An 8,915-nucleotide genomic window follows, 5' to 3' on the forward strand; every position below is an offset into this window, starting at 1 on the left:
GCGCGGCGCTACAGCGCGAGGCGCTCGCGTACCACCTCGGCCAGGCGCTCCGCATACCCCGAAGCGACCTCGGCGGAGGCGGCCTCCACCATGACGCGCACCATCTCCTCGGTGCCCGAGGGGCGCAGCAGCACGCGGCCCGAATCGCCGAGCTCGGCCGAAACCGCCGCGACCGCGGCAGCGACGCCTTCGTCGGTCTCCGCACACGCGCGGTCCACCCCGCGCACGTTCACGAGCACCTGCGGGTACACGGTCATGATCGAGGCGAGCTCGGCCAGCGAGCGGCCGGTGCGGGCCATCTCGGCCATGAGGTGCAGGCCGGTGAGCACGCCGTCGCCGGTGGTGGCGTACTCGCTCATGATCACGTGTCCGGACTGCTCGCCGCCGAGCGAGTAGCCGTGCTCGTTCATGGCCTCGAGCACGTAGCGGTCGCCGACGCCGGTCTGCACCACGGTGATGCCGTGCTCGGCCATCGCGCGGTGCAGCCCGAGGTTGCTCATCACGGTCGCGACGAGCGTGTCCTTCACCAGGTGCCCGCGCTGCTTCATCGCGACGGCCAGCACCGCCATGATCTGGTCGCCGTCCACGACCCGGCCGCGGGCGTCGACCGCGAGGCACCGGTCGGCGTCGCCGTCGTGCGCGATGCCGACATCGGCGCCGACCCGCACCACGTGCTCAGCCAGGGAGTCCAGGTGGGTCGAGCCGACGCCGTCGTTGATGTTGAGGCCGTCGGGGTCGGCGCCGATCACGGTGACGCGGGCGCCGGCATTGCGGAACGTCTCGGGCGAGACTCCGGATGCCGCGCCGTGGGCGCAGTCGAGCACCACGTGCAGGCCGTCGAGGCGGTGCGGCAGCGACGCGAGCAGGTGCACGACGTAGCGGTCTTCGGCGTCGGCGAACCGGCGGATGCGGCCGACATCGGCGCCGGTGGGCTGCAGCTTGGGCCCGGAAAGAGCGGCCTCGATGCGCTGCTCGACCTCGTCGGGGAGCTTCACACCGCCGCGCGCGAAGATCTTGATGCCGTTGTCGGGGGCCGGGTTGTGTGATGCCGAGACCATCACGCCGAAGTCGGCGTCGATGTCGGCGATCAGGTAGGCCGCAGCCGGGGTCGGCAGCACGCCCGCTTCGAGCACGTCCACGCCGGAGGAGGCCAGTCCTGCGCACACCGCGGCGGAGAGGAACTCGCCCGAGACGCGGGGGTCGCGCGCGACGACGGCGGTGAGCCGCTTGCCGGCGGCCTTGCGGGCCTCAGCGGTACGGCCCTGGCCCAGCACGACTGCTGTCGCCTGGGCCAGGGTGAGCGCGAGATCGGCGGTGAGGGGGCCGTTGGCCAGCCCCCGCACCCCGTCCGTGCCGAAAAGCGGCATCGGAAGGGTTCCGACTAGCGCTTCGAGTACTGAGGAGCCTTGCGGGCCTTCTTGAGACCGGCCTTCTTGCGCTCCTTGACGCGCGCATCGCGGGAGAGGAAGCCGGCCTTCTTCAGGGCCGCGCGGTTGTTCTCCTCGTCGATGCCGTTCAGCGAGCGGGCGATGCCCAGGCGCAGCGCACCGGCCTGACCCGAAGGGCCGCCGCCGGAGATGCGGGCGATGACGTCGTACGCGTCGGTCAGGCCCAGCACCGTGAAGGGGTCCTTGACGAGCTGCTGGTGCAGCTTGTTGGGGAAGTAGTCCTCGAACGACCGGCCGTTGACGGTGATGACGCCCGAGCCGGGGACGATGCGCACGCGGGCGATGGCCTGCTTGCGGCGGCCGACCGCGGCACCGGGAACGCTGAGCACGGGGCGCTCGGCGACGGCGGCGGCCGCCTGGTCGACGGGGGTTTCGGTCGAGAAGTTGGTTTCGGTGGATTCTTCGATGTTCGCCACGAGTGTGTCCTTAGTCAATCTGGGAGGCGCTACTGGGCGACCTGGTCGAGGGTGAAGGTCTTGGGCTGCTGTGCACCGTGGGGGTGCTCGGCGCCGCGGTAGACCTTGAGCTTGGTGAGCTGCTGCGCACCCAGGCTGTTCTTCGGGAGCATGCCGCGGACGGCCTTCTCGACGGCGCGCTCGGGGTTCTTCGCGAGGAGCTCTTCGTAGGTGACCGAGGTGAGGCCGCCCGGGTAGCCGGAGTGACGGTAGGCCTTCTTCTTCTGGAGCTTCTGGCCCGTCAGCGCGACCTTGTCGGCGTTGATGATGATGACGAAGTCGCCCATGTCCATGTGGGGGGCGAAGGTCGGCTTGTGCTTGCCGCGGAGGAGTGCTGCCGCGTGCGAGGCGAGCCGGCCGAGAACGACGTCGGTGGCGTCGATGACAAGCCACTCGCGCTGGGCTTCGCCAGCCTTGGGGGTGTACGTGCGCGTCACAATAGTGCTGCTTTCTTGATTCGAACGGAGATGTTCGTGAATCCCGCTCCGGGGGGTTTGATTCGGGATGCCGGACCAAACGCGCCAGTGGAGGGCTCACGTTCGCGGTGCGAGGCCAGCAGGGCGCAGGCACCAAGGATCCATCGTACGGCATCCGGATGCCGCAGCCAAAAGCGCCCCCGCCGGAAACATCGCTCTGGTAGTAAAGGCTCACCCATGTCGCCGTCCTCAGGAGTCTCGTGACCACATCCCCCGGGCGCCGGCGAATCGTCATCGGGACCGCGGTCGCGGCATCCGTGGTCGTCATCGCTGTCATCGCCGGTGTGTTCCTCGTCAGCCGAACGAGCGGCCCGGTCGCGCCGCATCCCGGCATGGCGCTCCTGGTCGCCTCCGATACGGCTGCCGCCGCGGCAGCCGATGCCGCCGCCGACGGATCGGCGCAGGACAGGGCCGCCGACTATCTGGCGGACATGCCCACGGCGGTCTGGCTGACCCCGGAGAAGTCCGGGCTCGGCGAGGTCGGCCCGCGCGTCGAGGGGCTGCTCGAGCAGGCCCGGGCGGCGGATGCGGCGCTCACGCTCGTGGTCTACGGGCTGCCCGCGCGCGACTGCGGGCGGTTCTCGGCCGGCGGACTGTCGCCGAATCAGTACCCGGTGTGGACTGCCGAGATCGGCGAGGCGCTGCGGACGCAGCCCGAGGTGCCGAGCATCGTGATCCTCGAGCCGGACTCGCTCGCGCTGGCTCCGGAGTGCGGCAACGTCGATGAGCGCGCCGCCCAGCTGCAGGCGGCGATCGACGACCTCTCGGCCGAGAACGCGTGGATCTACCTCGACGCGGGGCATTCGCAGTGGCTTCCGGTCGACCAGCTGGCGGATCTGCTCACCCGGGCGGGCATCGATCGGGTGCGCGGGTTCGCCACCAATGTGTCGAACTACTACGCCCTCGACGACGAGACCGCGTACGCCCACGAGCTGTCGCGGGCGCTGGGCGGCGCTCATGCGGTCATCGACACCTCCCGCAGCGGCGCCGGTTCGAACGGCGAGTGGTGCAACCCGCCGGGGCGGCTCGTGGGCGAGGAGGGCGCGGCTTTCGGCGACGCGGTCGTCGACGTGAACCTGTGGATCAAGGCTCCCGGCGAAAGCGACGGCGAGTGCAACGGCGGCCCGGCGGCGGGCATCTGGTGGCCGAAGGCGGCGATCGAGTTGACCCGCGCGTCGCTTCGCTGACACGTGTCTGTGAAACAATGCCCCTTCCAGCACTCTCCGCTTGTTTCATGCTCGTTGTGAAACGGTCGCCTCCCTGCGACGCCCCCCGGCACCCGGAGTACCCGTACCGTCCCGGCACGACTGGAGTGAGTGAATGACCGAAACCACCGACAGCGGACGCACGGCGGTCATCGTCGAAGACGATGCCGAACTCAGGCACCTGCTGGTGGACGTGCTCGAAGCGGCCGGTTTCTCGACGGTCTCGGTCGGCAACGGCATCGACGGCATCCAGGCCGTCCTGTCGTACCAGCCGCTCATCACGACCCTCGACGTGAACATGCCGGGCATCGACGGAATCGAGGCCGCGCGGCGCATCCGCGCCCACAGCGACACGTACATCGTCATGATCACGGCGATGGGCGACGAAGCGGATGTCGTGCTCGGACTGACCGCCGGGGCCGACGAGTACATCACCAAGCCGTTCCGCCCCCGCGAATTCCGCGCCCGCATCGAGGCCATGCTGCGCCGGGGCCGCGCGGCCGGCACGAGCCCGACCGCGCCGGTGCGCACGCAGGAGAGCGCCGGCCCGTCGTTCCCGGTGGCCCGCGCGGCGGCATCCGCTCCCGCGCCGAGCGACCCGGTTGTGGTTGCGCCCACGTCCGGCCCGCAGACCGGCCCGCAGCCAGAGGCCGCCTTCGGCGAGGAACGCGGCGCGGTGGATGCTTCCGCAAGCGACGGGCAGTGGCTGACTCATCGCAACCTGCGCCTCGACCTCGACAGCCGCATCGTGCTGATCGACGGCGCCGAGGTGGATCTGACCCGCACCGAGTTCGACCTGCTGGCAGCTCTGCTGGAGTCGCGCCGGCGGGTGCGCAGCAAGGCGGACCTGACCCTGCTGCTGCGCGGCGAATCGTATGTGACGACCTATTTCGTGGGGGATGCCGACAAGCGGGCGGTCGAGGCGCACATGACCAACCTGCGCCGCAAGATCGGCGACAACCCCGCACAGCCTCGGTTCATCGAGACCGTGCGGGGCGTCGGGTACCGACTCACATCAGAGGTCACGCCTCCCCCGGCGTGACCGGCGGATCGCCCTCCCCAGCAGCGATCGCGCCCGATGTGGACGGTTCTGAGTCGTTCGGGCGACTCAGACCTTGTATCCGTGCTGACGACGGATGAGCTTGGTGAACATCATGAGGGTCTGAAGGACCGTGACGACCCCGACGATCGGCCAGCCGATCCAGAGGATCGTCGACTGCGCGACCGGGCCGAGCAGCATCCAGATGACCGCCAGCGTGACGAGCACCGCGATCGTGACGACCAGCGGAGCCCAGTGACCGCTGCCGCCGCCCTTCTCGGCCTTGGCCTGCATCGCCCAGTTGTCGACCTTCTTCTTGGACAGGAAGCGGGCCCAGGCGCGGGCGAAATGCGACAGCCGGATCCACATGTAGATCTCGGCCGGAGCGATCAGCAGCGCGAACAGGATGTCCTTGTAGGTGCGCGAGTGCATGGTCAGCGCCATGCGCACGTTCAGCATCACGGCCATGCCGATCGGGATGAGCCACACCGGCGAGAAGACGAACGCGTTCAGCGAGAGCGAGCCGGCCAGCAGCAGGACGAACGCGATGCGCACGAACAGGTTGGTCAGCATGCCGAAGTTCTCGAACCAGCGGATGCGCAGGTTGGGGTGAAACGGCTGGCCCTTCGTGTCGCCGCGCTGTCCCGGCCACATCAGCTCGATCGCGCCGTAGGTCCACTTGACCTGCTGGGCATCCAGCGACGCGAGGGTGGTCATGCCGCCGACGTCGGCGCGAGCGATCGGGCTGATCTTGGTCAGATAGCCGGCGCTCTTGATCTGCAGCGAGAGCAGCGAGTCCTCGACCTCGCTGTCTTTGACCCACGGAGTGGACTGGTGGTTCTGCGCCATGACCTCGCGCAAGGCATGAGTGGAGAACACCGAGAACTGGCCGCCGAGCACCGCCATGTTGCGGCCGCGCAGCAGGTTCTGCAGGTTGAACGCCGCGAACTGCGAGCGCTGCCCGCTGATCAGGAATGACGCGAGCCCCCTGAACGTGTTGTCGATCGTGAAGATCGCCGAGATGCCGCCGATGCGGCTGTCGGAGATGATCTCGGTCTCGAGGTTCTCGACCGCCCGGTTCTCGGCGACCGTGTCGCCGTCGACGCCGAGCAGGTAGTCGTAGCCCTCGACGAGCGAGTAGCCGTAGTTGAGCGCGCCGACCTTCTTGTCGGGGTTCTTGCCGATGTCGTGGACGAAGACCTCGGTGAACTGCTCGCCGAGCTCGGTGACGATCTCGTGCGGTCCGGCGTACTGCGAGGCGACCTGCACGGTCGCATCCGACGTGTTGTTCACGACGACGTGGATGACATCGGGCACCCGGGTCTGGGCGAGCAGCCCCTCGATGACCGCGGCGATCGACTCCTCCTCGTTGTATGCCGGGATGACGCAGCCGATCGTCGAGCGCTGCGTCGAGGAGCCTTCGAACACGGAGTCGAAATCCTCGGGGAACGCGTGGTCGAACGCAGGCGCGGCGGGCACCACGGCGGCAGCGCGGTGCGGACGCAGTGCGAGGTCGGTGCGAGCGGATGCGGTGCCCGGGGCGGTGATCGTGGTCATGGCTTTTCTCTCGGTTGCAGTTCTCGGTCGGGCGGTGCGCGTCGGAAGCCGGGGTTCTGGGGCTCAGCCCCAGCGGGTGATACGTGTCCCCCGAAGAGGGGACGAGCGCCGGAGCACCCCGTGGAAACCACACTGTTACGCTCAAGTCCACGTAGCACTCGTTATCCATTCAGACGAACACAACGAATCCTCAAGGTTTGCGCAACGCCTCAGACCGGTGTCGGAACGCGGGCGCGACGACAGGTGGGCGCATGATCACCCTGTACACGGTCACCCTCACGGTGGCGTGTTGCGTCGCGGTGGCCCTGGCCGTCGTCTTCGAGCGTCGCGCGAAGTCCTCCGACGCGCAGTGGGTCACCCCCGCGACGCTCGCGGTGCTCGCCGCCAGCTGCGCCACGCTGTCCACGCTCGCCTACGCGATGTCGGGGCCCGACGACCAGAACCTCCTCCCGCTGGTGATCGGCGACGTGTCGATGCCGCTGTCGATCGGACTGACCCTGGCCGCGGTGCGACGCGCAGCGGGCCGGCGGCGCACCCTCGCCATCCTGGCGGTCACTCTGTCGGTCGCGGTCGGCGCGACCACCCTCCTGCTCTCGCCCGACACGGGGCAGACCGTGAAGCTGCTGGTGCTCACGATGCTGAGCGGCCTGACCGCGCTCTCGTGCCTGCGCAGCCCGATCCCCGCCCTCGGGGCGTGGCTGGTCGGATTGACCATGGCCGCTTACGGGCTGTACTGCGCCCTGCGCTTCGGTGTTCCGCTCGTCGTCGGTCCCGAGCATCCGACGGTGCAGCTCGCCTTCGATCGCGGCATGAGCACGATCGTGGCGACGGTGGCGGTGGGCCTGGTCGCGGCGGGGATGATCGTGATCATCCGCCGATCCCAGGCCCCCGACTCGACCGCGATCGTGAGCACCGAGACCCTGACCAACTGGATCGAGGCCCTGCTCGCCCAGCGCAACGTGGTGCTCGCGATAACGATCTCGGTGCCGGCACTCCCCCTTCATCGAGTCGCCTTCGGGCGGGCCTGGGCGAACTCGATCGCATCCGCCGTCACCGAGGCGGCCGCCGCCGTGCTGCCGACCGGCAGCGTGATCGGTCGGGTCGCACCCGGCGTGCTGGTCGCCCTGCAGTTCACGACGACGTTCGACCTGGCCACCGTCCGGGCGCGGCTGGTGCAGAGCTACGAACGGATGCTGCCCCCTTCCGCCCCGACGGATCCCCCCGACCTCGAGATCCAGCAGCTGAACATCACCTCCGCCGCAGACGTCCGGCGCTTCGCCCGGCAGGCGCGCGTCACCGCGCGGCGCGCGATGACCTCGCAGGGGGTGTGACCGGGCATGCCGACTCCGCCGCCGCTGCCGATCGGCACGCGCACCCACTCGATCTGGCTGTCGCAGCTGCTGCTGGCGATCGTCGTGGTGGTGATCGTGCTGCTGGTGCAGGCCCTCTCGCCCGAGACGCTCGACCTGTGGACGTTCACGGTCGGCGTGTCGCTCGTGGTCATCCTCACCACCTTCGCCCTCGCGCTGCCGTGGCAGCGCCTGCCCCGGTGGGCGGTGCTGACCGTGCCGCTGCTGGACATCGTGGCCGTGGGCTTGATGACCCGCGACGCACCGGTCGACTTCGCGTTCCTGTGGGTGTTTCCGGTCACCTGGATCGCCTCGCACTATCCGCTGTGGGCGACCGGCACAGCGCTCAGCGCGATCGCCGTGCTCGTGCTGCTCGACCAGATCGGGCAGCCGGAGAGCGCGAACGCCACGATGCGTCTGGCCATCGTGACACTGTCGCTGACTTTCATCGCGATCAGCGCGCAGGGTGCGTCGCGCCAGACCCGGGCGTTCAAGCGGCTGCTGCGGCGCGAGGCCAACAAGCTGAGCGAGACGCTCACGCGCTCCACGCGTCAGGAGCGCGAGCTGTCGCGCGTGCTCGGGTCGATCGACGTCGGAGTGGTGCGGATCTCCGCCGACGGCGACATCCTCGAGGCGAACAAGACCTATCGCGACCTCTATGACATCGACCCCGACGACCCGGCGTTCGCGCCGCGCTCGGTCGAGTACGACGGCTTCGAGGGGTCGCCCCTCGGCAACGCGCGGCGCCCATTGACGCGCGCCCGGCGGGGCGAGCAGTTCGAAGACGAGCGCACCTGGCTGTACACCGCGGACTGGACCTGGCGCGCACTCGCGGTCACGTCGCTGCGACTGCCGAACGACCACGGGCTGTCCTCGGGCGAGCACCTGCTCATCGCCCACGACATCACCGCGATGATCAGCGCGGAGCGCGCGCGTGCCAGCCTCGCCACGCGCGTCTCGCACGAGCTGCGCAACCCGCTGACCACGATCCTCGGGTTCTCCGACCTGCTGCTCGAGGACACCTCGCTTCAGGAACGCACGCGCGTGCGGGTGGAGGCGATCACGGCGGCCGCCGAGCGCATGATGTCCCTGGCCACTGAGATCCTCGAGTCGGCGAAGCAGGCGGAGAAGGCGGAGTCGATCATGACGAGCACCGACCTGGCCAAGGTCGTCGCCGACTCCGTGGAGTCCTTCGCCCCCGCGGCCGAGGCCGGCGGCATCCGGGTGGTGCTGGCGGTGTCGGAGCCCGTGTCTGTCCTCGGCGACGCGTTCCGCCTGCGTCAGGTCAGCGACAACCTGCTCAGCAACGCCATCAAGTACACGCCGAAGGGCGGGCGGGTCACGGTCGAGGTCTTCCGCTCTCCCGCCGCCGATTCCGCGGGGCGC

Annotated in this window: 8 protein-coding genes; 4 read left to right on the forward strand and 4 right to left on the reverse strand. The window is 69.4% G+C overall.

Annotated features, from left to right (window positions below):
• Positions 1-8 precede the first annotated feature (8 nt).
• The 3 genes from glmM to rplM are packed head-to-tail and all read right to left on the reverse strand — an operon-like array spanning position 9 to position 2,340.
• Entirely contained in the window at positions 9-1,367 is a 1,359-nt protein-coding gene (gene glmM, locus QZV84_RS05710; RefSeq protein WP_292826651.1) for a phosphoglucosamine mutase, read from the reverse strand.
• 14 nt (positions 1,368-1,381) lie between these two features.
• A complete protein-coding gene (gene rpsI / locus QZV84_RS05715; RefSeq protein ID WP_292826654.1) occupies positions 1,382-1,864 on the reverse strand; it encodes a 30S ribosomal protein S9 in 483 nt (160 codons plus the stop codon).
• A gap of 29 nt (positions 1,865-1,893) precedes the next feature.
• On the reverse strand, positions 1,894-2,340 hold the full coding sequence (gene rplM / locus QZV84_RS05720) for a 50S ribosomal protein L13 (RefSeq protein WP_292826657.1): 447 nt from the start codon (positions 2,338-2,340) through the stop codon (positions 1,894-1,896).
• A gap of 239 nt (positions 2,341-2,579) precedes the next feature.
• Between rplM and QZV84_RS05725 the strand changes: the two genes are divergently transcribed.
• Both QZV84_RS05725 and QZV84_RS05730 read left to right on the forward strand, forming a co-directional pair.
• Positions 2,580-3,566: a glycoside hydrolase family 6 protein gene (locus QZV84_RS05725; RefSeq protein WP_292826660.1), complete on the forward strand. Its 987-nt coding sequence runs from the start codon at positions 2,580-2,582 to the stop codon at positions 3,564-3,566.
• Positions 3,567-3,699: 133 nt separating this feature from the next.
• The gene (locus QZV84_RS05730; protein ID WP_292826663.1) at positions 3,700-4,626 is read left to right on the forward strand and encodes a response regulator transcription factor; all 927 of its coding nucleotides are present in this window, start codon (positions 3,700-3,702) and stop codon (positions 4,624-4,626) included.
• Between the two features lie 66 nt (positions 4,627-4,692).
• Here the strand turns inward: QZV84_RS05730 and QZV84_RS05735 are convergent, their stop codons facing one another.
• Positions 4,693-6,180, reverse strand: a complete 1,488-nt coding sequence (locus QZV84_RS05735) for a glycosyltransferase family 2 protein (protein ID WP_292826666.1) — start codon at positions 6,178-6,180, stop codon at positions 4,693-4,695.
• Positions 6,181-6,431: 251 nt separating this feature from the next.
• On the opposite strand from QZV84_RS05735, the gene QZV84_RS05740 reads away from it, so the two are divergent.
• The gene (locus tag QZV84_RS05740) at positions 6,432-7,511 is read left to right on the forward strand and encodes a hypothetical protein (protein ID WP_292826669.1); all 1,080 of its coding nucleotides are present in this window, start codon (positions 6,432-6,434) and stop codon (positions 7,509-7,511) included.
• A gap of 6 nt (positions 7,512-7,517) precedes the next feature.
• Positions 7,518-8,915 (forward strand): histidine kinase dimerization/phospho-acceptor domain-containing protein (locus QZV84_RS05745; RefSeq protein WP_292826672.1); only part of this gene is annotated, 1,398 nt, incomplete at its 3' end.

Origin of the sequence: Microbacterium sp., from assembly GCF_011620715.1 — a bacterium.
Taxonomy (GTDB): domain Bacteria; phylum Actinomycetota; class Actinomycetes; order Actinomycetales; family Microbacteriaceae; genus Microbacterium.

Excerpts from the sequence above, each read along its gene's own strand:
- QZV84_RS05740 (WP_292826669.1), top strand. The coding sequence starts at position 6,432 with ATGATCACCCTGTACACGGTCACCCTCACGGTGGCGTGTTGCGTCGCG.
- glmM (WP_292826651.1), bottom strand. The coding sequence starts at position 1,367 with ATGCCGCTTTTCGGCACGGACGGGGTGCGGGGGCTGGCCAACGGCCCC.
- QZV84_RS05735 (WP_292826666.1), bottom strand. The coding sequence starts at position 6,180 with ATGACCACGATCACCGCCCCGGGCACCGCATCCGCTCGCACCGACCTC.
- QZV84_RS05730 (WP_292826663.1), top strand. The coding sequence starts at position 3,700 with ATGACCGAAACCACCGACAGCGGACGCACGGCGGTCATCGTCGAAGAC.